This is a genomic window from Clostridium yunnanense, assembly GCF_016595795.1.
Taxonomy (GTDB): domain Bacteria; phylum Bacillota; class Clostridia; order Clostridiales; family Clostridiaceae; genus Clostridium_AR; species Clostridium_AR yunnanense.
In genome coordinates this window covers 442,090-465,733 of the sequence record NZ_JAENHN010000010.1, presented here as the reverse complement: position 1 = coordinate 465,733, position 23,644 = coordinate 442,090, and the positions used below count along the sequence as shown (strand labels likewise).

The following is a 23,644-nucleotide window of genomic DNA, read 5'->3' as shown; positions in this document are numbered from 1 at the left end:
AATAAAAAAGTCGCTGAAGCGACCTTCTTCAGTGAGCTTTTTTAACGCATCTGCCTTTCCGAATGTATATGAGGAAAACCTGGCAGGCGAATAAGTTTTGTTTTTCTACTGTATAGCCATAAAAAAACTTCTAAAACCGTTGAAATATCTATACTTAGCTAACTTTAAATTTTTATATTTTCGTATACAGTAAAAAAAGGCATCTCAATAAAGAGATACCTCATTGTATCAATATTCTATATTTGTATTATTTATGTGGAATATTTTTCTTATGGCAATATTATACTCTTACTATTTCATTACTACAATTGATTGTTGATGTAATTTCAATATTTTTATATAAACTATTTGATACTTACCTTCGTATTTAACTTCATTACTTATTCAATAGATAAAAAATCACTGAAGTAACTTTTCTTCAGTGATTTTCTAGCGTATCTGCCTTTTCCGAGCGTAGTAAAAAGCTCTACAGGCGACACATTATTCTTTTTTATTCTTTAATTTATAATATGTTTTAAGCTTGTTACTCATATTTATGAATTATGATTTTCACTCTCCATAAGGTAATTAAGCTTTTTATTGTCTAAGTTGAATGTATGCATTGTCAACAATACTACAACTATTAAAAGTCCAATAGTTAAAATCTTAAAGTCAACTACTGTTATTCTAAATAGATATGGTATGTAACTTAATAATGAAATCAAATTAATTCCAACGGTTATGTATATTTTTTTACGATAAGCAATATACCATATTACACTTAATACATCAGCAACGAACATATATCTTTCATGCATGTGAGGTAATAGAAATACACTCATAACTATGGACCATAAGCCTAAGGTTATAATCATCTCTTTATTAAAGATAATATCCCTCTCTAAGAAGACAATTAAAGCCACTCCAAAAACCATAGCTAGTACTATTACTCCATACGAACTAAATATAGGGTTGTTTGGGAAAAGTGTATAAATACTAGGAAAATTACACGCTAAATCTGGGTATTCACTCGCCTGATTAACATATATTTTAATTATGCTTTTTAATGATTTTCCAAAAATAATAGCTGGCATACACATAATTAAATTTGCCAAAAAAATCAACCCAAAATGTAAAATCGAAATCTTTTCCTTCTTAAAATACAAAATGACATATAGCGGCAGAATAAAAATAAACTGCAATTTAAAGGAAAATGCTATCCCAAGTAAAACAAATGACGGTATATATCTTTCCTCAATCAGAAAATATAGAGACAATAGTATGAAAGTAGTGTAAATCATATCGCACTGTCCCCACAATGAACTATTAATAATTACTGTAGGTAAAAATAGTATTATTGTATAAGTTATTACTGCTGCAGTTTTTCTATAAGCCTTATCTTTTAATAATCCCCATACCAGCAAAGTCGCACTACATGCCCCTGCATAATCAAAAAACACCGAAAGACATTTAACAATTTTTAAAGATGATATTGGTAAGTACGACAAAAAAGTTAAAATAATTATATAAGGCTCATTGTAATCCCCAATATTTAATTTTAACGAATTCACGCCTCCATTTGCTCTTATTGTTTTTATCCAATTATCTAAAGACCAACTAAAATCCACAGATATATAACTATAAAATTTGTAACGAACATATAAGCTGCAAATTGTAACTATAATAACAAACATTATAAGTTTATATTTTTGAACTAACTGCAAAAATTTACTTTTTAGACTTGTCATCTTTTACTCCTATTTTTTCTTTTATATTTAACTCTTCTCTTTGTTAATTTCACCTTTACTTTCATTTAGAAAGGTTTCTATTATAAATCTTGGTCTATGTTTTGTTTCTAAATATACCTTACCTATGTACTCACCTATAATTCCAATTGAAAATAAGATCAAGCCACCAATTGCCCAAATAGAAGCAAGCAAACTAGTCCATCCTATAACTGTTGCTCCTCTAAAGTACTGAATTATAGAATAAATTATCATCACGATGCTTATTAACAATATTCCTATCCCAAGTTTTGTAATCATCTTAATTGGTTCATTTGATAAAGAAGTAATTCCTTCAAATGCAAATGAAATCATTTTTTTAAGTGGATATTTACTCTCGCCAGCAAATCTCTCTGAGCGCTCATAGTAAACAACATCTGTTTTATAACCAATCATTGGTATCAATCCTCTAAGGAAAAGATTAACTTCTTCAAATTCTGCTAAACCTTCCAATGCACGCTTACTCATTAATCTATAATCAGCATGATTGAACACTACTTTAGCCCCAAGTTTCTCCATAAACTTGTAAAATCCCTCTGCAGTGAAGCGCTTAAAAAAAGTATCTGTCTTTCTAGCACTTCTAACTCCATAAACTATATCATTGCCTTCATAATATTTATAAATCATCTCATCTATAGCATTTATATCATCTTGAAGGTCAGCATCCAAGGAAATTACCATATCTGCATAATTTTTAGCTGTCATTAGACCTGCTAATAATGCATTTTGGTGTCCTCTATTTCTTGATAACTTTATCCCTAAGAAAATAGGATTTTTTTTATGATACTCTTCAATTATCTTCCATGTGTTATCTTTTGAACCATCATTTACAAATACAACTTTACTTTCTGAAGAAATAATATTGTCAGAAATAAGTTTATTCATTTTCTCTAACAATCTTTTAGAGGTTTCAGCTAATACGTCTTCCTCATTATAACACGGCATAACTATATACAATATTTCATTCATGTCATAACTCCTTTTACACTATCTTTCATTAATTATCAAAGATATTTCTTTAACAAAATAATAATGTTGTAAATATAAATTTTATTATCTATTTTACAACCTGTATAATATTATCACACTTTTTATGAAATTTCTATGTAATATTCAAATATTTTACATAAATCATTATATTAAGCTATCCTTTCATGTCTAAATTTATGTATAAATATCTGAAAATTCAATTTTTATTTTTTCTACATTAGTCAAACTCCCCTCAATGCTAGCTTGTAGCTTTTTTTCAACCTGCTTTATAGGAAGTTCAATTACGAATTCACTGCCTTTTCCAAGTTCACTTTCTACTGATATTGTGCCTTCATGAAGTTCAACTAAAGATTTTACTAGTGATAAACCAATTCCACTACCTTCTGCTCTCCTTCTCAGTGTACTATCTACCTGTACAAATCTATCGAATATTTTATCCTGCATCTCTTCTGGAATACCTATACCGTTATCCTTTACAGAAACCACTATATGATCACCTTTATCATAAATATTAATCATTATAACTCCTCCAGCTTCTGTGAATTTAATTGAATTAGATAACAGGTTCAGTAATATTCTTTCAATTTTGTCATGATCAAAGGCCATATACTTTTCTTCTATCTCGGTATCAAATATAATTTCTATGTTTTTTAGATTTGTATATTCAACAATGGATAAGGAAATATCTTCAATGACTCTTATAATATCGTCATTTGCTAAATTTAAAGTCAAATTTTCTACTTCAATCTTATTTATATCAATAAAATTATTTATTAACCTAAGAAGCCTAAAACTGTTTTGCTTTAGCATCTTTAGGTACTTATTAAAGGATTGATTTTCTGTAACTTGCATTTCCATTAATTGAACGCAGCCAAGTATAATATTTAAAGGGGTTTTTAGTTCGTGTGACATGGTAGCCATAAAATTAGCCTTTAAATTACTGTATTCCTCTACTTCGTTGATTTTTTGATTATAGCCTTCTGTAATTTGGTTAAATGCATCTACCACCTCTTCATATTCATCTATTCCCTTACAGTCAGTTTTATAACTTTTGTCCTTGTAAAGAGCTTTATTGGTAGCATCCTTTATCTTATTGATTGAGTATATATGCTGTCTTCCAATAAGAAACGCAATTATAAAGGAAACAATATAAACTAGTATTAGTGCCATCAAGTCGTTCTTTACTCTTTTTATCTGAATTCCTGTTATCTCCGAAATAGGTGAAGTAGCATAACAACTCCAGCCAATATCTTTAATAGGATAGTCTACCCCCACCTGCTTTGTGCCCTCTAAGTCTGATAATTTAAAGCTATATCTATAAATTTCTCCGTTAAGTGCTCTCCACCCATTGGAGCTTTGTGGAATCACTCTTTGGTCATAGGAGAGCCCCTTACTATCATTTGCGTAAACAATTCGCCCATTTTTATCTATCAGTCCATATTTACTTGACTTTCCTGTTCTAGTTGCCGGCAGTACACTGTCCAATCTTTTTATATCAATGTTGCTTATAATGATTCCTTGCAATACTCCACTAACTCGTATTGCCCTTGCCACTGGAATTATTAAATCATATCCATTTGCTGCATATCTTAAATCACCAATAACCTTATCTTCTCCATGCATTATAGCTTGTACATAATCTCTATCAGCTATATTTTTCCCTCTAACCCCAGCACTTGTACTTGTCACCACATCACCATTTGGTTTTACCCAGGTATAACTAAATATACCGTTATCATAAGGAAGCACAGCATTCATAAATTCTTCTATGTCACTCTGTATCCATTTTTTGTTTAAGGCCATGGAAAGTCCGATTGAGTATTGATTAGTCCAAACCTTAGTAATATAGTTTGTAAATGAGCTACTTATAGCTTCGCAGTAGTCTTGGCTTGAATTTAGTTCTTGATTAATACTTGAAGTAAAATTACTTTTAATTTCATATACTACTAGGAAGGTTAATGGTATAAGTGTAATAAAAATTAATATAAATAATTTTCTTCTCATACCAATAAGTCTATGTTTACGCTTTTTCATAACCTGACCCCTTTTCACCTTTTAATCCGTTATAAAAGCTCAGCCTTAATTTTATAGCATCGTTGTCTTTTTTTAATACTTATATCCTAAATTATATTTTTATTTTACAAAATTAGCAATATTATTGTATAATTGTAAATATTTTTCATACAAACAAGAAAATCTGCATAAGATCCGCAAAATTAATATCCACAATTTGTTTATTTTATTTCATTTTTAAATAGATACTATATGATATAGTTATGTTGTACTTTAAATAAAGTGTTTCCTTATTAAAAGATCTAGAGATAGGAGGATTTCAATGAATATTAGATTTAAAATAATAACACCTCTAATGTTAGTATTGTCATTAACTTTAATAGGCTGCAATAATGATTCATCTAAAACCACAAACCAACCTAAACAAGAAACTTCTAAAACTAAGACTTATGATTTGATAAAGTATAAAGATTCCTATGTTGGTGATAACAGTGCTGTAGCAAACATAATCTCAAAACTTCCTGCCAATGCTTATAGTGCAGGGATAAGTCTACAAACTGATAAAGAACCATATGGGATTACAGTTAACTACAAAGCGAATAAAGCTTCAAGTGAAGAGGATTATAATAAATTTTGGAGTAACGTTAATATTAACGATCTCTTGGAGAGAAATGCAGTAGTGTTAATGGCACTTATAAAAAATGCTAACACAGTGGAGTTTAATGTAGAGAATATAGGTGAGAAACATTATAAATATGACAGAAATACCTTAGAAAAAAAGTATGGTGGAGATTTAAAGAACTTATTTAAAGATGACACTTCATTAGATACCATATTAAAAAGTTAGATGTGATATTAAAGATACATTATTATCATACAAAAATATATTCTTTGCCATTTATAAAATGGGGCGTAAGCGTTGAATAACTTGAATTAGCTTATAAAAATTTAGGCCAGCATCAATAAAAATAGATGCTGGCCTAAGTTTTTAATATTTTTCTTTCTCGTCTTCTAATTGTTCAACTATAAATCTATCAAAGTCTATATCTTCGATAAAGTTATCTTCATTGAAGGTGGTCTTTCTTCTTCTATTATACTCTCTTATATTAGTATCTAACCAATAAGGCTTTGAGATATCAAACTTTTCACAAAGTTCATTTATGCATTCCTTTACAGCTACTTCAAAGTTATCTTCGTTATCGGAAGTAGCTACATCATCCATAATTATTTTGTTATTTTTAATAACTTTTCCCCATATTCTTATCATAATATCTATCCTCCAACTATTCATCAGTACTGATATAATCTTTATCCAATAGAGTGTACGTTATCATATTATAGACTTACCAAACATAAATTCCAATTTATTATTCACATATCTATTGTTTACAACCTAGACTGCTTTTTTTGTGCATGTCCCACACTCTTAACTCTCAACTTTTCTTAATTATCATACCTAAAATTCTAACAAAACTATATACTAAGTTTTTCTTTGGATTATACTCTAATATATTATTATTATCAATACTGCAAAATTGATATTACTTTCCCTAAAATTCCAGATGTAATTATATATAGAAATTAGTAAAAATATAAATTTCAATACAAAGTGCATACCTATAATAAACTTTCAACAAATCCATTTAATCATTACGAATTAGATTTCAATTAGTCTATAAAAAAACAAATTTACTAATTTCAATAAGTATATTATAATAAAATAACTAATTAAGGTATTACAAAAAAATACTGTAGTTATTTATATAAAATAACATGAGATTTTTTGGGTAATAGTAATAAAAAAGGGGGACAACATATGAAAAAGAAGCTAAGTTTTAATCAAAACTTGCTAATCGGTTCATTATTATTCGGGCTGTTTTTCGGTGCTGGTAATCTAATATTTCCAGTTCAGATGGGACAACAAGCTGGAAATCATGCTTTTACAGCAACTATAGGATTTTTGATAACTGGTGTAGGACTACCTATTCTTGGTATCATAGCATCAGCACTTTCAAAAAGCGAAAGCTTATTTGATATGGCAAAACCTGTTAGTTCTAAGTATTCAACTGTGTTCACATGTTTATTGTACTTAACAATCGGTCCATTATTTGCAATTCCTCGTACTGCTACAGTGGCATTTGAGGTGGGGATTCATCCATTTATTTCTGATGAATATTTAAAAATAGGACTTATTATTTTTTCCTTTATATTTTTTGCAATTACTATTTATTTTTCATTAAAACCAGCTCAAATTTTAGATTGGGTAGGCAGATACCTTACACCTATATTCTTGGTATTATTATCAGTTTTATTAGTCGCTACCTTTGTGAACCCAATGGGTGATGCAAGTAATTTTGCTGCTCAAGGTGATTATGTCGCTCAGCCATTATTCACTGGTTTATTAGATGGATATAACACTATGGATGCCTTGGCTTCTGTCGCTTTTGCTATAATCATTATTTCCAATATTCAAAAGTTAGGTGTTAAAGATTCTAATTCAATTGCTATTGAAACTTGCAAGTCAGGTTTGGTAAGTGTTGTAGGTATGGCCATCATATATGCATCCTTAGCCTATATGGGTGCTACAAGTTTAGGCAGTGTAAGTCGTGCTGATAACGGTGGCGCTATCTTGTCTCTAGTTAGTAATCATTATTTTGGCGTTGTGGGTCAAGTATTACTAGCAGCTATAGTAGGAGTTGCTTGTGTAAAAACAGCTATCGGCTTAATTACATCTTGTGCTGAAATGTTTAGTGAGATGTTTCCTAAATCATTATCTTATAAGAAGTATGCTATAGCCTTTACGCTTTTTTCATTTGTAATTGCTAACTTTGGATTAAGCAATCTTATAAAGTTCTCTATTCCAGTATTAATGTTCCTTTATCCACTAGTAATTACTTTGATTTTACTATCTTTATTAACTCCATTTATAAATAAACAAAGCGATATATATAAATGGACTACTGGTTTAACTGTTATTGCTGCATTTTTTGATCTTTTAAAGGCACTACCACAACCACTTTCAGATAATGCTTTAGTAAAAAATCTTGTTAACCTTGCTACTTCATATTTACCAGGATATAATTATGGATTTGGATGGATTATCCCTGCACTTTGTGGATTTATTATTGGATTGATTATTTGGGGTGCACGTGGAAAGAATAGTATCACAGCATAGAATTTAATTATCACTTCCATAGGCTCTCAGCTGTTTTTAAACTATCTTTAGTGAAAGTTTTATTTACAGATAGCTTTATGGAAGTGATTTTTTGTTTATTATCATGTGCTTTACTTATTCATATTTTGCTTTATTAATTAATAACCTTTGAGTGATATATTTACATATAACAGTCATAGCAAAAAATGCAAAAAAAGAATATGTATGTCTCCATGCAAGCGGTTCATATATATTAATCCAAACAGCTATTGGCTCTTCAATGTAAGCACCTATTGCAGATAATATTAGATTAGCTGTTATAAAAGCCTTCCAGCTTGTGTAGTATTGATACAGTAACATAGAAATAATAGGTATAAATATCGTATCATGAACTAGAAAAATCCCTACAGGAAGCAACCTGATTTTATAATTCCATATCATAAAATCAGATCCTGCAATATCTATCACTGTGGCCATCAAGCTAATCATAAGCCCATAGGTTAAAATCTCAAAACTTCGTTTTCTATCCAGTAACTTATATAGTAAAAAAATCGGAATAATTATATAGACAAATTTTATCCACCATTGCCAGGTAAATAATTCGTAATTATACCAATGCTGTAGCGATAAGTCTAACTCCGTCTTTTTTAAATCAAGTATTTTTTCGTGTAATGACTCCATGTTAGAGTGCATATATTTCCTCCCATTTTCCAATATGTTCGTTTATCTTTCAGATCTCATCTTATAATTATTATTTCCTTGATTATTATAATTTATATAAACGCTTCTCTAAAATAAGGAGTTATGCAGATTGTCGGTAACATCTGACGGTAATAAATTCATTAATTTTAATTGTTCTTAGTTAAAAAACTTTCTCATAACTTATGACTTCAACCCTTGTTGAAACTCCATTCAGCGCAATTACATGTATAGGTTCACTTACAGTTGTACAGCAATCCCCTAATATTTTCACACTATACTTCTCTGCTTCTTTAGATATAGCTGTGAAAGCAACACAATTTTGAGTCATCATACCACATATAAGCAGTTCTTCTATTTCTAGCTCTGATAAAACTTCTTCTAAATTTGTATTATAGAAGCTATCTGCAACTTTCTTAATAACATTTCTCCCATTTGGAGCAGCTTTTAGCACTCTTGGGTGGATTTCTACACCTTCTGTACCTTCACTAAAGAATGATGAATTACTACCCGAAACATGTTGAACTAAGATTATAGGAATATTGTTTTGATTAGCCTTTTCAATAGCCTTTTCTACGTTATTTAAAGTACTCTCAGCATTCCATAAAGGAAACTTCCCCTCTGGAAAATAATCATTCTGCAAATCAATAACTATAAGTGCTTTTTTCATCTCTAAGACCTCCAAGTTTTATATTCATTTTATACTTTATATTACTAAAGATTAATACATAATTATGTTTAAACAACTCTAATTCCATAAAGCTTATGAACAGATAATAACATGGATTATTACATTTAAAAATTACCCACTTTTTTGTGTGTATGGGGTACATGCACCTAAATCTAGAGATATCCTATTCCTGTCCAATCAAAAAAACATTGATACTTCAATCTGTATCAATGTTTTTAACCTTTTCGTTTATGTATTCTCTTCCTACTTCCTGCATGATTGCCAAAGCCATTAGTACTCTCTTCCCTCTATCTTCCGTAACAAAATACTCTACCTTAAGAGGGTACCCTTCATACTGTATCTTATCAACAAGTCCAAATTCCCTTAACTCGTTTAACTGCTCTAACAGCATCTTCTGGCTTATCCCCTTTATATCTTTCTCTAGTTTAGATAAAGATGATTTTCCGTGATAACCAAGTTGCCAGAGAATAACTGTTTTCCACTTACCCTTTAAAATGTCATGGGTAATTTCTAGAGGACAAGTGTATTCCTTACGAACCTTCATATTAATTCTCCTTGTGAAAACAAATATATTCTTTAAATTTAATTTAATATATATGGATGTACCACTTAGTTTTACTAGATAGAACTGGATTATCTATATTAATTGTATACTACTTACAATAACCTATCAAATATATACATTACTATAATAAAAAACTTTATATAGTAAACCTTTCAACAGATTTCTCTAATTCATCTGCTAAGCTAACTTGTTTGTCTACAGCAGCACTTACTTCACTTACAGCATAATTAATTTGTGATATGCTCTTATCAATTTCATCCGTTGAGTTTGAGCTTTCTCTAGACATTTCAACCACATTATCAATTGCTTTTCCAATCTCTTTTACAGATTGATTTATTAATTTAGTAAAATAAGTTACTTCTGATGATATATTATTTATATACTCTGCATCATTTACATATTGATCACCAGTTTCAAGCAATAATTCATAATCTTCTTTAACATTAGTATCTATGTAATTCAATATATCCTGTGAGCATATAGATAGGTTATTAAAAACTTCTCCTACCTTTGCAACTAAACTCTCCACATTGGATATAGCTTCTGTAGATTGCTCTGCCAACTTTCTAACCTCTTCAGCTACCACCGCAAACCCCTTGCCTTGCTCACCAGCTCTTGCCGCTTCAATAGATGCATTTAATGCAAGTAGATTTGTTTGATCTGAAATCTCTTTTATAGTATCTGACATAACTCTTATTTCTTCTACAATCTTACCAGCTTCAATAGCTTTAAGAATTTTATCCTGTTTCTCGCTATAAGTTATATTTGCTTTTTTAAGAGAAAAACTAACCTTTTCCTTCATATTTTCTGCCCTTCTCTTCATCTCATCTGATGAATTTAACTCATCACCTACCTTACTTAGAAGCTGATCAGTTGTTTTTGATATATTATCAATAGATGAATTGGCTTTTTCAACAGTATATATTAGATTTGAAGCATCTTCCTTAAGTATTGATGAGGATGTGCTAATACTATTAATATTACTGGAGGAGTTCTTAGTAGCTGCCAACATCTCATAAGCTGAGTCATTAATAGTTTTAGAAGTATTCATTATATCAGATACTAGCAATTTTATATTTAGATTCGCTTTATCTAAGGCATTTCCTAAAACACTAATTTCATCATTGCCCTTAAATTTAAGCTCTTTTGATAAATCACCCTTTTCCAGCCTCTTAGTGTATTCAAAAACTTTTTTTAACCTTTTTAAAACCAATCTGTCATATACAAAAACAATTATGAAAACTGATGTTATTATACTCAGCCCAGAAGCTACTAATAATCCTATATTCCCATCAAAAACCTTAGTAGAAACCCCTGAATCTTTAAGTGCATCTCTCCCTTGTGCTATAGCAAAATTAACACCTTGTCCTATGTAAGAATTTAGACATTGAACAATTACTACTGCAAATATTAGTTTAAATTTTACTGAATTTAAGGTTAAATCCATAATTTTTTTCTTTATATTCATCTTCAACTCTCCCTAATGCTTCATTTACTATCACTTCTATATAACATCTTCGTATATATAGATAAACCAGTTCCAAATAGAATCTATATCTTATAATCCTATTGACATTAATAGTTAACAGAAATATCGCCTAGTTTTATTAGCCAGAACTGGATTATCTATTCCTTTGAACTGATAAACTACTTCAGTCATTAAACTCCAAATAAAGATTTCGATGGTTCTACGAATCTTTATTTGGATAAATTCTAATATGAAGTAGTTTATCTATAAATAATAACAGCTTATCAATCTTCATTAATTATCTACTTCTAATATTTAAAATTATATCTAAAACCTTTTTCCACCAAAGCGATATAGTACCTGTTATAGCAATTACAATAAACATAACTATATTATAAATTAACAACTCAACCTTACCGTCGGGTATAGTATCAAACAAACCTAAATTTATTAAGTGTAGCATTATAATTGTAAGATACACAGCTGTGTAAATTAATCGAAATATTTTTCTTACTAAATATATCTTTTGCCTTCTCAGCTTATCTCCTCTAAACATTACTGATAGTAAAAATGATGTCACCACATATACAATCGCCATACCAACAATGACATATTTCATTTTAGGCTCGTTACGATTATTATGAAATAACCAAATATAGCTGTTAAGTCCAATAACACCGATATATATAAAATCCCATAAAGCCCTTATACTTTTTGATTTTCTAAACTCTTCATACAGTTTTGATATTAACAACTTAACCTTCGTAACAATAAACAAACAACCACCCCATGTACCCTAATCACTTTTTATAATTGAAATATATTAATATAAAAATCAATATCATTTGTCTATATGAATAATCCCATTTTCTATAGCTACAGCAACTGCCTCTGATCTTGATTCAACGTTAAGCTTGCTATAAATGTTAGTTAAATGAGCCTTCACTGTTCTTTCAGATATCCCCATATCAAAGGCTATCTCCTTACTTGTGCATCCCTTAGCTACAGCTTGCAAAACAAACCTCTCTCTTTCTGTAATTGAGTTATTAAAGGTATTGTTCTTTTGATCAGTTTCCTTCTTAATTCCAAAAATACTTTTACTGATTTCAGGTTGTAGTAATATCTCACCCCTTATACCAGATTCAACTGTTCTTATAAGTTCCTCACGAGTACTGTCTTTCAGCAAGTAACCTTTTGCTCCCAATGAAAGACCTTCTGTAATTAATTTGTTATCATTGAAAGTTGTGAGTATTATTATAGGTATAGGATTGTTTTTCTCTTTCAAAGCCCTTAAAGCCTCTAAGCCACTTCTCTTTGGCATATTTAGGTCCATTAAGACTACATCCGGCTTCAACTCCTCTATCAAAAGCAATGCCTTCTCTCCGTTTTCAGCCTCTCCTATAACCTCATAATCTTCTTCTGTCTCAAAAATCAACTTTAATCCTTCTCTAACTATCAAATGATCATCTACTACCAATATTCTTCTCTTACTCATCTTCACCATCGATTCCTTTCTCAATTGGTATAATGACGCTTATATTTGTACCTAATCTTCTTTTACTTTTTATCTTAATCTTTCCGCCTATTGCTTTTACACGCTCTGTCATTCCTAGTATTCCATAATGACCAAAAAGTCTATCTATTAACTTAACATCAAATCCTACACCATCATCAATAATATTTATATATATGTGGTTGTTGTTTTCTATTACTTCTACCTTTGCATTTTCTGCTTTTGCATGTTTTGCTATATTATTTAATGCTTCTCTCACAATATACAAGATATGTTTTGAAGTTTTTACAGGTATATGAGCTTCAAGTATAAGATTTGAGGTTACCGAAGTATCTGATACATTCTTAAATGAATCCCTCTCTCTTCTTAAAGCTTCATCAAAATTCAGTTTTTCATCACTCTTTGATCTTAAATCGTCAATAACAAGTCTTGAATCCGCTAAGGTTTTTCTAGCATGGTCCATAGCTTTTTGCACTATTTCTTGAGCACGTTTTACATTATTTTTATTTAAGTTAGCATTTACTGCATCTAATTGCATGATGGTTCCTGCAATACCTTGAGATAGGGTATCATGTAAATCCCTAGCTACTCTCTGTCTTTCATTAATCAATGTCAGCTCTTCAACTTTCTCATAGGCTAACGCCAATTCCTGTGAAATCTTCTGACTTTGAATTCGCAATTTTACTTGTTGAAAGAATATTATTGAGTATATCCGTAAAGCTACAGTTATTATGACAAGTAACGGTAATGAGCCAAGAAGCTCCTTCCAGCCACTAATAATTATAATTGTAAAGCTAAAAATGATGTAAAAGTAAATTGCCGTAACAATAACATAAAGAGCTCTTGTATAAACTATCATGCTTTGAATAACAAAAAGTGGAATTAGTCCAAGTAATATAGTTTTATATCCTTCGGGTGCTATCACTGCGTAATCAAAGGTTATTACTCCTTGAACAATAAAGTAAAGCCAATATTTGTTTTTAAAAATTTTATTGGAAAATAAAAATATCATCAATTGAAATATCATTACTATTGTAAGTCCTATAATTTCTCGTGAAGACAATCCGCCTGAACTAGGCATAAAAATTGTAGCAAGATAGATTAGAACTATCCCTACCAATGCTGGAGATTTAGGAAAAACATTATAGTCAAGATCTGATGTAAAGGTTGATTTGAACATATTGCGCAAAGCTAGCACCTTCCTTTTTATAAGGTCAAATATATGTATACTTTAATATTAATACCTATCTTATAATAAATTCATTTCTTTAACAATTGTACCTTTGGGCAACTTGCAATTATCTAACGGTAGCATTACTCCAATACTATCTCCGAGTAAGTTATAACTTTATAATACTTAATTGATTAATATATTATAACAGCCAAACTCACTAACTAATTTCAGATTCATAATAGTTCCTGCCTAAAAGTACATATCCTTCTGCCCTAAGGTACAATTGTTGCTCTTATAAACTGAACCTATACTTAATTCATAATCTATTTTAGCCTTATGAAAAATTTATTTATTAAAGGATGAATACTTTGATGTTATCGTGATCTTCAATTAAACCTTATAACTTAACCTCATTTTTAATTTGTATTTATTTCATTAATTATATCTAAATTTAGAGGTTATTCTTTCTATTTTATAGATGAACATAGCTTCAAAAAGATTGCAGCATTTCATAATAAGCTAAATGACATTATATATAACACTGAATAAATGTTCACTTACATTTATGTCAATGGGAGGAATAATATATGAGAAAGATAATAAAAGGTCGTTATTTTATCTTTGCTGTTTGGCTTATAGCAACAGTTCTACTCGCAGCATTTCAGCCAGACATCAATGCAATACTTAGAGTAAAGGGACAAAAGGTCCTAAGTAATGATAGCCCTTCGGTAATTGCCGACTCTATAGTTAGCAAGATGGATACAACTAAAGGTAGCAATGACATAATAGTTTTTTATGATAAAAATAAAATTTCAGATGATGAAATGAAACAAATTAGTGAGAGTGTAAAATCATTGACTGACAGCGGTGATGAATTAGGCATAAATAGTATGATTGATCCCTTTAGTATGCCTGAAGCAAAAGATTCTTTAATTTCTAAAGATGGCACAACTCTAATGGTCAGCTTCAAGCTTGATAAAAAATCAAGAGAAGTAGATGAAATAAAGAAGCAATTAGATAATAAACTCTCCAATGTAAAATCAGAATACTACCTTAGTGGAGAAGATTTTATAAATGATGACTATCAAAGATCCGCTGAATCTGGAGTTGAAAAAAGTGCTGCACTAACAGTTATATTTATCTTAGTGGTACTTATAATAATGTTTAGATCAGTGGTTACTCCGTTGGTATCCTTAATAGCAGTTGCCTTCTCCTACATGTGCTCTATGGGAATTGCTGCTCAGTTAATCGATAAAGCCAGCTTTCCAGTGACAAGTCTTACCCAGATGCTTCTTATACTAATACTTTTCGGTATAGGAACTGACTACAATATTCTTCTGTTCAATAGATTTAAGGAAGAGTTATCACAGGGCTACTCTATAGATGATGCTATAGTAAATACCTACAAGACTGCAGGTAAAACAATTGCTTTCAGTATACTTACTGTATTTATAGCCTTCCTTAGCTTAATGTTTGCAGAATCACCAACTTATCAATCTGGTGTCGTTGTAGTTATAGGTGTTGCAGTGCTATTACTTGAGATTTTAACCTTAACACCTTTTATGATGAAGCTTTTAGGTAATAAACTTTTCTGGCCTTCAAAGAAAATCAGCGGTCATGGTGAAAATAAATTCTGGGGCAAGACCTCAACCTTTGCAACAAAACACCCAGTAGTATCGGTTTTAATTGTATTTTTAATGATATTGCCAACTATATATTTTCACCAACAAAAGCTTAACTTTGATACTGTAGGAGAACTTGGCGATTCACAACCTTCTTCTAAAGGTTTTAATCTTATAGCTGAGCATTTCGGTAAGGGTCAGGCTATGCCTGCTACTGTAGCAATTGAATATGATAAAGCTTTAGATAACAACGAGTCCTTTGCAGTGATAGATAATTTGACAGAAAGAATAAAGGATATCAAAGGTGTAAGCAAGGTTTCTTCTGTTTCTCAACCAGAAGGTAAGCAAATTGATGGTTTCTATATTAGCGGTCAAATGCCTTCAGTTACTGACGGAATGTCTAAGACTAAAGATGGAGTTGACCAGATAAATGATGGTTTAAAGCTAGCCTCTGATAAACTTACTTCAGCAGACTTTTCACAGGTTAGCCAAATGGTAGATGGAACCGCCAAACTTCAAGATGGTGTTGTTGCCCTAGGAAATGGGCTTACTCAGATTCAAAAGGGTCTAGACGGGGGTTCAAGCGAATCGCAAAGTATAAGTAGTGGTATTGAAGCTATCCAAACTCATCTTAATAAGATGAGTAGTGGGCTAGGTCAACTATCTGATAACTTTACAAAAATGCAATCAGGTTATAAAGAGATGGGATCTCACTACCAGGGTGCTGCCAAGGCTCTTCTTGGAGTTAAAAGCGCCTTAACTCAAATGCAAACTATGGTAAATACCTTAGGTAATAACTATCCAAATTCTAGTACTGACCCTAACTATATAGGATTAAAGAAAACTATAGAACAGTTGTCAGAATCACTAAATCAAATTACTCCTGAGGGAATCCAGACCTTAAATTCTAACTACAATGCTGCAACAGAAGGTTTTGGTACAGCAAATAAAGCACTTTCGCAAATGAGTACTGGCTTAGCTCAAATGTCTGATGGTTTGAAAAAACTACAAGAAGGTCTTGGAAAAACCGCTTCTGGAATAGGTACAATAGTTACAAATATGAATAGTGTAGCTAACGGACTTGGTCAGATGAAAACAGGACAACAGAAATTAGTTGAAGGGCTTAATGGCTTCAGTACTTTTGGGCAAAAACTATCAGATATTAATGGAGGCTTAAGTCAAATATCAGATGGTTTGGATAAGACAAATGGTTTCTTGACACAGCTTAATAGCAATAAAACCTTCTACATTCCAAAGGAAGCTTTAACTAATTCTGACTTCAAGAAAGCCTTAGATATGTTTATGTCTAAAGATAGAAATATCACTAAATTAACAGTTATTTTAGATGCTGATCCATATTCAGAAAAAGCATGTGATATCGTCGAAAAAATAAACAGCGTTACCTCAGCTACCCTTAAAGCTTCAATACTATCTGATGCTAAAACTGGGGTATCAGGTCCAAGTTCTACAACAAACGATATGAATAATGTCTTGAGCAGAGATCTAAATAAAACAACAATTGTAGTAATTATAGGTGTTTTCCTTGTGTTGCTTCTTGTTATAAGATCAATCTGGGAACCAGCTGTAATAACCGCTTCATTATTAGGAGCATATTATGCTGCAATGTATATATTAGACTTTATTTTTATAAATATTAAAGGTTTAGAGGGTATATCCTCCTTCGTTCCATTCTTCTCCTTTATAATAATAGTAGCATTAGGAGTGGACTATAGTATATTCGTTATGATGCGCTTTAAAGAGTATCCTAATATGTCTAATAAAGAAGCAATAGTTTTAGCTTCTAAGCATATCGGTGGCGTTGTAATGTCAGCTGTAATAATTCTTGGAGGTACTTTTGCTACACTTATGCCTTCTGGATTAGTACTTTTATCTGAACTAGCAGTTGCTGTAATTGTAGGTCTTGTAGTGCTCTGCTTCATACTACTTCCTATATTCTTACCAGCAATGATTGCACTTCCAAGTACTTTAACAAATATATTCTCAAGAAATAAGAAAGAGCTAAGTAAAGATAGAAAAGTAGCATAATTTCTAAAACTATAACTGGTTCTGGTTAGAGAATTTAAAAACAATAAATTTATTACGAAGTGATCAACCTATATAGAATTTTAAAAATAGCTACAGAATAAACTAATAACTTATTAGATATTCTGTGGCCTCTTTTTTTGTAGAATACATCCCTTATATATTAAAACAGATTAAACTTAACTACTCCAAAAGCTTGCAAATTAACTTCATATAAATTAATAAAGACCTATAGATTAGTTACTCTATAGATCTTTATAATAATATACTTTTAATACAAACATTTTGAATGATGTTATATTTAATCAGAGTACTTTCTTGCAATAATCAATTTATCTAGTGTTCTTTCGATCCCATAACACGTTTAATTAATCGAGTTGCAAAGCCTGGATTTATGCTATAAAGAAAATTCATAGCTTTAGCATCTTTGCCGATACAAAAGCGATACTTATTCTTTTCCATACCTTTGATAATTAATTCTGCCGCAGTATCTGGTTTAAGTAGCATTTTAGAACTTTTTTCTTTCTCTGTGACTCCCTTATCAGTAAGTTTTGAATTCTTCTTTATGTCTGTAGCCATTGCCCCTGGAAATACAAGGCTGACATTTACATTTGTATCTAGTAGTTCTGAATATAAGCCTTCAGTCATTAACTTAACCGCTGCCTTTGAAGAACCATAGGAGCTTTGTCCAGGGACTGGAAGAAATCCTCCCATACTTGCAATATTAACAATGTGTCCCTCTGGTCTAGTCAATAAGTGATTTAAAAATGCCTTAGTCATATATAAAGTACCGTAAAAATTGACACTCATTACTTTATCTATCTGTTCTAGACTTAAGTCCTTTAAGTTTATAAAAGGTTGAATAATTCCTGCATTATTAATCACTCCGTCAATATGTCCAAGCTTTGAAATGATATCTTCCGCAAAGTTAGATACGGCTTCCTTATCTGTAATATCCACAACCCTAGTTAATAATCTTTCATTATCACCTGAAATTCTAAAGGTTTCTTGAAGTCCAGCTTGATTTATATCCACTGCTATAACTCTTGCCCCTTTTGATAATAAATTAAGAACCAGTTCTCTTCCTACACCATTTCCTCCACCAGTTACTATTATATTTTTATTTGCTACCTTCATAATAAATTATCCTCCATTCAATAATTTTTATCTATTCTTACACACTCGCCAGTCTTTGTCTTTGGTTCAATTATCTTCTTATACCCAAAAACATTATTATACTGCTTTTTATCTTATCTTTATTGATAACTGCTATACCTTTATATTACATGTGATAAATGACGCCAACAATTGTACCTTGGGGCAGAATGTTATGTACCTTAAGGCAAGGAACTATGGATAAAAAAATAAGAAGTAAAGTTTCTTTTTCAAAGATTCCTTACTTCCCAGACTTTATGCGCTCTTTACTGGAGTTATATAGTACAACCAAAAGCTTAAACTCTCATTAAAGCTTACTTTTTGCCCCTTTTTTATATTCATTCAATTTTTCATTAAGTTGCTTTGCCTGTGCCTGGCCGTCTATATGCATCATCGAAAAAACCAATACTTTAACAGAAAAAATTATGATCGCATATAATATCATAGTACTACTGTCAACCGCTCTATTTGGACTGAATAGCCATAGCCAGACCAATATAACAACATCTGCAAGTGTAGAACAGATAAACAGGTTAATGTTTTGAGTCTTTTTATCTAAATCATACTTATTTACAAAGGCAAACTTGAAAAATACATATCCTGAACTCAATAATATAATTTGCCAAAGTAGTGAAGTTCCAAGAATTGTTATAGAGTTACTACTTAAATATATTGTAACAATAATCATCAAAAACCCAAAAGCTTTAAAAAAGTCTTTCAACATAATTTTCAAATACTCACTAATTTTCATAATGTGGCCTCCTTATAATCCTAATTCTTTTTTTAGTATTGGAACATACTGCCTAGATATATATACCTTTTCTCCATTTTGTAACAAAGCTTCAAATCTGCCATAAAAAATCGGACTCACAGATTCTATTTTTGAAATATTAAGGATAGTAGATTTTGATGCTCTAAAAAAACCAAAATTCTCATATTCTGTCTCAATCTCATAAAGTCTAAGCTTAGATTCGAAAACCTTTTCTTTACAGTAAATAAATACTTTATTATCTACTGATTCGAAATAAAAAACATCTTTAGGATTTATAACATGCATTTGTAATCCTGTAAGCCCAATAATCCTTTTAGATGAGGCTTTTATATAATGAATCATCTGCAATAACGATTCATCAAGTTCATTGCATCTTATTATTATTTCTGGCTCACTTCCGTCAGGGATATTTTCAATGGTTACTTTCAACTGGCTTTCCCCCTCACTTCTTTCTATATTTTCAGTATATGTTAGTAGCTCTCTACATTCAACATCCTATATAGTAAGCTACATTATTTGATATGTAAGTTGTTTCGTTTTATCGATATGTTGCATATCGGAATACGGATTCAACTGGTATACCTTTATCTACATATATACTTAAATTATAAATTCTTTTAAAGAATAAAAAATAACCTATGATTTTAAAGTAAATCATAGGTTATACACACCGGTTTATTTTCTCTTGGGTCTTTTACAATCTCCGCATCAATATTAAATAGTACTTTAAGGTTTTCTTTAGTCATAACCTCTTCAGGTGATCCGTCACAAACTATTTTCCCCTCTTTTACCCCAACCATATAATCAGCGAAGCGAGCTGCATTGTTAAGCTCATGGATTACCATTACTATTGTTCTATTTTGTTTTTTATTCAAATCTTTTAGAAGTTCTAATATTTCTAGCTGATGTGCTAAGTCTAAATAAGTTGTAGGCTCATCTAATAATAAAATGTCTGTTTGCTGAGCTAGAGCCATTGAAATCCAAACTCTTTGTCTTTGTCCACCGGATAAAGCTTCTATTGGTCTTTCCTTAAATTCCTTCATTCCTGTAACCTCTAAAGCCCAGTCAATTATCTCCCTATCTTCCTTTTGAAGCTTTCCAAAACCACTTTGATGAGGAAATCTACCATATGCCACAAGCTCTTCTACTAAAAGTCCATTTGGTGCTTGAGGACTTTGTGGAAGCACAGCCATAACCTTTGCTATTTCCTTAGAATCCTGCTTTTTTATATCTTTCCCGTCTATATAAATAGCACCACTCTTTGGTTCTAATATTCTTGCTAAAGTTTTTAAAATAGTAGACTTACCACATCCATTAGCCCCTATTATAGTTGTTATCTTTCCTTTAGGTATATTAAGATTTAGTCCTTTTACTATATCTAAATTACCGTAAGATATATTTAAATTCTCTGTATTTATACTATTCACATTTGCGTTAACCATTTCTAACCTCCAGCTTTATACTTTACTTTTAGTTTCTATCTCATGCAATTTATAAAATTCTCTTCTTAGTCCATACTTACTAGATTCCTGTGTTGAAATCTTTATTTCACTTTACTACTTAACCATAACCTTATGTTTATTTAATTATTTTAATATGTTTAAGATAATTATTGAAATTAAGTGGTTATACAGTAGATGCTCTATGAGGATGACTAACCACTTAATTTCAATACGATATTTACTATGCCTACTGCTTAAGCATTAAATACACGAAGTATGGAACTCCAAGAATAGAAATCACTATACCTACCGGTATCTCCACTGGAGCTAATAGATTTTTAGCCACCATATCAGATACTAAAAATAAGAATATACTTATTAGAGCTGATGTAGGTATTAAGACCTTATGCTTAGGTCCAACTAATCTTCTTCCTATATGCGGAGCTATAAGTCCTAAGAAGGATATAGTTCCTGAAACTGCTGTGGCAGCTCCAGCCAAAGCAACAGCAAATACAAGCAGCTTTCTTCTCTCCTTTTCAACCTTTACTCCAAGTCCAGTGGATAACTCATCCCCTAAATTTATTACATCAAGATATCTTGCTTTATATAAAGTTAGAACTAAAAATACTACTATCCAAGGCGTTACTGCCATCACATACTTCCAATTTGAACCCCAAATACTTCCTGATATCCAAATCATAACTCTATTAAATTCTTGAGTGGTAAACTTAAGCTGGAATATTATAAGTGCTGCTGAAAAAGCAGAATTTATACCAATTCCAATAAGTATAAGTCTTGAAGGATTGATTCCTTTTTTCCATGCCAAGGAGTATATCAATGCAGAAGATACAAAGCCTCCTAGTAAAGCAATTAATGGCATTGTATATATGGTTAAATCACTTAAAGTTGCATAGGTGTTTCCACTGGTAAAGTATATATATACTACTACAGCTAAGGCCGCTCCAGAACCTATTCCAAGTATTCCTGAGTCCGCTAAATCGTTTTTAGTTACTCCTTGAAGTATTACACCTGAAGTAGACAGACCAATGGCAACTAAAATAGCAATCACTATCCTAGGCAGTCTAAGAGTAAATAGTACTAATTCTTCTTTTTTACTTCCTTGTCCAAAGAGAGTTTTTATAACATCTAAAGGTTCCATTGAAAATGAACCCAAGTTAAGACTCAAAATAACGCTTGCTATTATAAGAATTATTAATATTAGGGATATATATTTAAATCTATTTTTTCCTCTAAGTAAATTCATTAAACTCTATCCCCTTTCCTTACAAGATATATGAAGAACGGCACTCCGATTAGGGCTATCAAAGAACCTACTGGAGTTTCATAAGGCTGATTTATCATTCTAGCTGCTATATCACAATAAACAACTAAAGCTGCACCTAGCATTAAGGAGCATGGAATGATGTATTTATAATCAGGTCCAACCATACCTTTAACAATCTGTGGTACTATAAGTCCTACAAAAGCCACATTTCCAGCTATAGAAACCGATGCTCCACAAAGCACAATAACTATTACAATACCAATTAATCTTATTAAATTAGTCTTTTGTCCGAGGCCTATAGCTATTTCTTCACCTAAACTTAAGATAGTTATCTTAGGAGATAATAAAACTGCAGATATAATCCCAACTACTCCGACCATTCCAAGAAGCTTAACTCCCTGCCACTTTGCAGTAGTGAGTCCCCCTGCAATCCAAAAGCTTAACTGCTGAGATAAGTTAAAATACATAGCAGTAGCTGTTGCTAAAGATATTAAAAGAGTTCCTATTGCAGTACCTGCTAAAGCAAGCTTTACTGGGTCAGTACCCTTAATTGATCTTGAACTCAAAAAATAAACCAGTATTCCACTAATACTAGCTCCTAAAAAAGCAAATATCATAAGCCCAAAGCTTCCTACATTAAGTCTCATAGAAAACGCTATAGCAACGGTAAAGGTAGCCCCTTGAGTTATCCCCATAATCGAAGGTTCAGCTATAGGATTTCTTGTAATCCCCTGCATTATAGCTCCAGAAACCGCTAAAAAACCACCAACTAAAGCTGCAGCAATAGCTCTTGGCATTCTTAAATCTCTCACTATTTGATAATCAACATTATCCTTAGAAGCAAACATACTGCTAAAAACCGTTGATAAACTTATACTCTTTGCACCAAGAGACATAGAAAGTCCTATACCAAATAGTAAGACCACTGCTCCAACAATTATAATTGATGCTGCTATAAACATCCTTGATTTTTTATTTTCAACACGCACACTCTTTTCAACCGAATTCATTTAAGTAGTAATCCCCCTCTTAACAAAGCTATCGTTGAACATCAAAATCCATACATTTAAATTAGTATTTAAATTGTTCCTCAAAGTAAAGCTTCTATACTCTATAAACTGTAAAAATACAATTTAGGATGACCTATTTTATACACAGATGCATAAACTTTATTGGTCAATCTACATCGTTAAATCTCTGCTCACAACCTACAGAGTTTTAAAAGTATATTACCTACAAGTTTATATCTCCTTTTTAGTCATCCTAAATTATTTTATATTTTTATAAGGTTCTAT

20 protein-coding genes are annotated in these 23,644 nt (G+C 31.1%); 3 read left to right on the top strand and 17 right to left on the bottom strand.

Translation table 11 applies throughout. The features are described 5' to 3' along the window. Window positions 1-533 precede the first annotated feature (533 nt). The 3 genes from JHL18_RS05195 to JHL18_RS05185 form a co-directional block, all read right to left on the bottom strand. On the bottom strand, window positions 534-1,727 hold the full coding sequence (locus JHL18_RS05195; RefSeq protein ID WP_200266809.1) for a hypothetical protein: 1,194 nt from the start codon (window positions 1,725-1,727) through the stop codon (window positions 534-536). A 27-nt stretch (window positions 1,728-1,754) separates the two neighbouring features. After that, complete coding sequence (locus JHL18_RS05190; protein WP_200266807.1) at window positions 1,755-2,732, bottom strand: glycosyltransferase family 2 protein; 978 nt, start codon at window positions 2,730-2,732, stop codon at window positions 1,755-1,757. A 195-nt stretch (window positions 2,733-2,927) separates the two neighbouring features. Continuing rightward, window positions 2,928-4,787, bottom strand: coding sequence for an ATP-binding protein (locus JHL18_RS05185; RefSeq protein WP_200266805.1), 1,860 nt, complete (start codon window positions 4,785-4,787; stop codon window positions 2,928-2,930). Window positions 4,788-5,088: 301 nt separating this feature from the next. On the opposite strand from JHL18_RS05185, the gene JHL18_RS05180 reads away from it, so the two are divergent. Continuing rightward, on the top strand, window positions 5,089-5,613 hold the full coding sequence (locus JHL18_RS05180) for a DUF4825 domain-containing protein (protein WP_200266803.1): 525 nt from the start codon (window positions 5,089-5,091) through the stop codon (window positions 5,611-5,613). Between the two features lie 141 nt (window positions 5,614-5,754). Here the strand turns inward: JHL18_RS05180 and JHL18_RS05175 are convergent, their stop codons facing one another. Beyond that, window positions 5,755-6,033, bottom strand: coding sequence for a hypothetical protein (locus tag JHL18_RS05175; RefSeq protein WP_200266801.1), 279 nt, complete (start codon window positions 6,031-6,033; stop codon window positions 5,755-5,757). 549 nt (window positions 6,034-6,582) lie between these two features. On the opposite strand from JHL18_RS05175, the gene brnQ reads away from it, so the two are divergent. After that, window positions 6,583-7,941, top strand: a complete 1,359-nt coding sequence (gene brnQ, locus JHL18_RS05170; protein ID WP_200266799.1) for a branched-chain amino acid transport system II carrier protein — start codon at window positions 6,583-6,585, stop codon at window positions 7,939-7,941. 114 nt (window positions 7,942-8,055) lie between these two features. Here the strand turns inward: brnQ and JHL18_RS05165 are convergent, their stop codons facing one another. The 7 genes from JHL18_RS05165 to JHL18_RS05135 form a co-directional block, all read right to left on the bottom strand. Next, window positions 8,056-8,613, bottom strand: a complete 558-nt coding sequence (locus JHL18_RS05165) for a CBO0543 family protein (RefSeq protein ID WP_200266797.1) — start codon at window positions 8,611-8,613, stop codon at window positions 8,056-8,058. Between the two features lie 169 nt (window positions 8,614-8,782). After that, on the bottom strand, window positions 8,783-9,289 hold the full coding sequence (locus tag JHL18_RS05160) for an isochorismatase family protein (RefSeq protein ID WP_200266795.1): 507 nt from the start codon (window positions 9,287-9,289) through the stop codon (window positions 8,783-8,785). A gap of 217 nt (window positions 9,290-9,506) precedes the next feature. Further along, window positions 9,507-9,854: a winged helix-turn-helix transcriptional regulator gene (locus tag JHL18_RS05155; RefSeq protein ID WP_200266793.1), complete on the bottom strand. Its 348-nt coding sequence runs from the start codon at window positions 9,852-9,854 to the stop codon at window positions 9,507-9,509. Between the two features lie 157 nt (window positions 9,855-10,011). Beyond that, the gene (locus tag JHL18_RS05150) at window positions 10,012-11,343 is read right to left on the bottom strand and encodes a methyl-accepting chemotaxis protein (RefSeq protein ID WP_200266792.1); all 1,332 of its coding nucleotides are present in this window, start codon (window positions 11,341-11,343) and stop codon (window positions 10,012-10,014) included. A gap of 298 nt (window positions 11,344-11,641) precedes the next feature. Continuing rightward, window positions 11,642-12,121, bottom strand: a complete 480-nt coding sequence (locus JHL18_RS05145; RefSeq protein ID WP_200266790.1) for a hypothetical protein — start codon at window positions 12,119-12,121, stop codon at window positions 11,642-11,644. A gap of 63 nt (window positions 12,122-12,184) precedes the next feature. After that, complete coding sequence (locus tag JHL18_RS05140; protein ID WP_274600928.1) at window positions 12,185-12,862, bottom strand: response regulator transcription factor; 678 nt, start codon at window positions 12,860-12,862, stop codon at window positions 12,185-12,187. Then, on the bottom strand, window positions 12,831-14,036 hold the full coding sequence (locus JHL18_RS05135; RefSeq protein ID WP_243277785.1) for a sensor histidine kinase: 1,206 nt from the start codon (window positions 14,034-14,036) through the stop codon (window positions 12,831-12,833). The genes JHL18_RS05140 and JHL18_RS05135 overlap by 32 nt, the downstream gene beginning before the upstream one ends. A gap of 581 nt (window positions 14,037-14,617) precedes the next feature. Here JHL18_RS05135 and JHL18_RS05130 point away from each other — a divergent pair. After that, the gene (locus tag JHL18_RS05130; protein WP_200266784.1) at window positions 14,618-17,698 is read left to right on the top strand and encodes an MMPL family transporter; all 3,081 of its coding nucleotides are present in this window, start codon (window positions 14,618-14,620) and stop codon (window positions 17,696-17,698) included. 333 nt (window positions 17,699-18,031) lie between these two features. Here the strand turns inward: JHL18_RS05130 and JHL18_RS05125 are convergent, their stop codons facing one another. The 6 genes from JHL18_RS05125 to JHL18_RS05100 all read right to left on the bottom strand — a co-directional run bounded on the left by JHL18_RS05125 (window position 18,032) and on the right by JHL18_RS05100 (window position 23,311). Beyond that, a complete protein-coding gene (locus tag JHL18_RS05125) occupies window positions 18,032-18,832 on the bottom strand; it encodes an SDR family NAD(P)-dependent oxidoreductase (protein ID WP_200266782.1) in 801 nt (266 codons plus the stop codon). Between the two features lie 325 nt (window positions 18,833-19,157). Next, window positions 19,158-19,601, bottom strand: a complete 444-nt coding sequence (locus JHL18_RS05120; protein WP_200266780.1) for a DUF3021 domain-containing protein — start codon at window positions 19,599-19,601, stop codon at window positions 19,158-19,160. Between the two features lie 12 nt (window positions 19,602-19,613). Next, the gene (locus JHL18_RS05115) at window positions 19,614-20,051 is read right to left on the bottom strand and encodes a LytTR family DNA-binding domain-containing protein (RefSeq protein WP_200266778.1); all 438 of its coding nucleotides are present in this window, start codon (window positions 20,049-20,051) and stop codon (window positions 19,614-19,616) included. A gap of 215 nt (window positions 20,052-20,266) precedes the next feature. Beyond that, on the bottom strand, window positions 20,267-21,049 hold the full coding sequence (locus JHL18_RS05110) for an ATP-binding cassette domain-containing protein (protein WP_200266989.1): 783 nt from the start codon (window positions 21,047-21,049) through the stop codon (window positions 20,267-20,269). Between the two features lie 262 nt (window positions 21,050-21,311). Beyond that, window positions 21,312-22,328, bottom strand: coding sequence for a FecCD family ABC transporter permease (locus tag JHL18_RS05105; protein ID WP_200266776.1), 1,017 nt, complete (start codon window positions 22,326-22,328; stop codon window positions 21,312-21,314). Continuing rightward, a complete protein-coding gene (locus tag JHL18_RS05100; RefSeq protein ID WP_420839208.1) occupies window positions 22,328-23,311 on the bottom strand; it encodes a FecCD family ABC transporter permease in 984 nt (327 codons plus the stop codon). Before JHL18_RS05100 ends, JHL18_RS05105 begins: the two co-directional genes overlap by 1 nt. Window positions 23,312-23,644 lie beyond the last annotated feature (333 nt).

Bases quoted from the DNA above. Each gene is read 5' to 3' on its own strand.
- JHL18_RS05195 (WP_200266809.1), bottom strand. From the start codon at position 1,727: ATGACAAGTCTAAAAAGTAAATTTTTGCAGTTAGTTCAAAAATATAAA.
- JHL18_RS05190 (WP_200266807.1), bottom strand. From the start codon at position 2,732: ATGAATGAAATATTGTATATAGTTATGCCGTGTTATAATGAGGAAGAC.
- JHL18_RS05185 (WP_200266805.1), bottom strand. From the start codon at position 4,787: ATGAAAAAGCGTAAACATAGACTTATTGGTATGAGAAGAAAATTATTT.
- JHL18_RS05180 (WP_200266803.1), top strand. From the start codon at position 5,089: ATGAATATTAGATTTAAAATAATAACACCTCTAATGTTAGTATTGTCA.
- JHL18_RS05175 (WP_200266801.1), bottom strand. From the start codon at position 6,033: ATGATAAGAATATGGGGAAAAGTTATTAAAAATAACAAAATAATTATG.
- brnQ (WP_200266799.1), top strand. From the start codon at position 6,583: ATGAAAAAGAAGCTAAGTTTTAATCAAAACTTGCTAATCGGTTCATTA.
- JHL18_RS05165 (WP_200266797.1), bottom strand. From the start codon at position 8,613: ATGCACTCTAACATGGAGTCATTACACGAAAAAATACTTGATTTAAAA.
- JHL18_RS05160 (WP_200266795.1), bottom strand. From the start codon at position 9,289: ATGAAAAAAGCACTTATAGTTATTGATTTGCAGAATGATTATTTTCCA.
- JHL18_RS05155 (WP_200266793.1), bottom strand. From the start codon at position 9,854: ATGAAGGTTCGTAAGGAATACACTTGTCCTCTAGAAATTACCCATGAC.
- JHL18_RS05150 (WP_200266792.1), bottom strand. From the start codon at position 11,343: ATGAATATAAAGAAAAAAATTATGGATTTAACCTTAAATTCAGTAAAA.
- JHL18_RS05135 (WP_243277785.1), bottom strand. From the start codon at position 14,036: ATGTTCAAATCAACCTTTACATCAGATCTTGACTATAATGTTTTTCCT.
- JHL18_RS05130 (WP_200266784.1), top strand. From the start codon at position 14,618: ATGAGAAAGATAATAAAAGGTCGTTATTTTATCTTTGCTGTTTGGCTT.
- JHL18_RS05125 (WP_200266782.1), bottom strand. From the start codon at position 18,832: ATGAAGGTAGCAAATAAAAATATAATAGTAACTGGTGGAGGAAATGGT.
- JHL18_RS05120 (WP_200266780.1), bottom strand. From the start codon at position 19,601: ATGAAAATTAGTGAGTATTTGAAAATTATGTTGAAAGACTTTTTTAAA.
- JHL18_RS05105 (WP_200266776.1), bottom strand. From the start codon at position 22,328: ATGAATTTACTTAGAGGAAAAAATAGATTTAAATATATATCCCTAATA.
- JHL18_RS05100 (WP_420839208.1), bottom strand. From the start codon at position 23,311: ATGTTTATAGCAGCATCAATTATAATTGTTGGAGCAGTGGTCTTACTA.